General features: G+C 76.4%; 1 pseudogene. It reads right to left on the reverse strand.

The features are described 5' to 3' along the window. A pseudogene (locus tag BJF79_RS40955) lies at positions 1–723 on the reverse strand (hypothetical protein); the annotation flags it as partial. Positions 724–1,001 lie beyond the last annotated feature (278 nt).

Consider the following 1,001-nt stretch of genomic DNA (forward strand, 5'->3'; position numbering starts at 1 on the left):
CGCGGGACCGCGCCGCGGCCGTCGGCAGCGCCGGAGCTCCGCGCGGACGAGCCGCGCCGCCGGCTCGGCTTCCCCCACGGCTAGGTGCGCCCGCGCCAGATCCGTCCGCCACGGGACGAAACCGGGCAGGTCGCAACCCCACGTCTGCATGAGGTGCCCGCACAGCCGGAACTCGGCGGCGGCGGTCCGCGCGCGCCCCACCGCCAGGTGGTGTTCGCCGCGCGCGCGCAGGAACGGCAGGACGAACGGGCCGTGCAATGTCGCGTCGGGCAGCGGCCGGTCCAGCCACCGGCCCGCCTCCACGTGCTCCCCGCGCGCCACGAGTGCCTCGACCAGGACGCCCAGCGGTACCCCCGCGAACACTCCGAAGCCGCCGGGCGGCACCAGGGCGAACGCCTCGTGGACGCGGTCGACCACCCCGTTCAGATCGCCGCGCCCCGCCCGGATCAGCGCGCGCGCCACCAGGTAGAGCGCGGCCATCAGCGGTGGCCGCTCGGCGTCGGAACGCTCCAGCGAATCGCACCACTGCTCCGCGCGCTCGACTTCGTCGATGTGAACGAGCGCGGCGAGCGCCGCGACGGGCGCGCGCGCCCACGGCGCGGACACGCCCTCGCCGAGGATGTACTCGATGTGCGCGACGGTCGCACGGTGCTCGTCCTCGTGCAGGGCCGGACGGGTGAGAAGCTCCACGAACGTCCCGATCAGGGTGTCGTCCTTCGCCACGGGCCCCGCCCACCGCGCGACCGAAGCACGCTCGACCGGCACGCCAGGCGCGGAGGCCCCCGCCGACTCCTCCCGCCCGCCCACCCGACGCACCACCGAAGCCGAACCACGCACCCCCGTTTCGAGCGAAGCCAGACCACGCCCCCCGGAACCGCCCGCAGCCGAACCGCCCGAAGTCCCGGTACGAGCGCCACGGCCGGTCGTTCCGGGACCGGCTGGGGCCGGGACGGTCGGTGTTCGTTCCCGGGGCGGGCGGGCCGGAGGCGCTCGGTGCCGGG

It is taken from the genome of Actinomadura sp. CNU-125 (genome assembly GCF_001942465.1).
Taxonomy (GTDB): Bacteria; Actinomycetota; Actinomycetes; order Streptosporangiales; family Streptosporangiaceae; genus Spirillospora.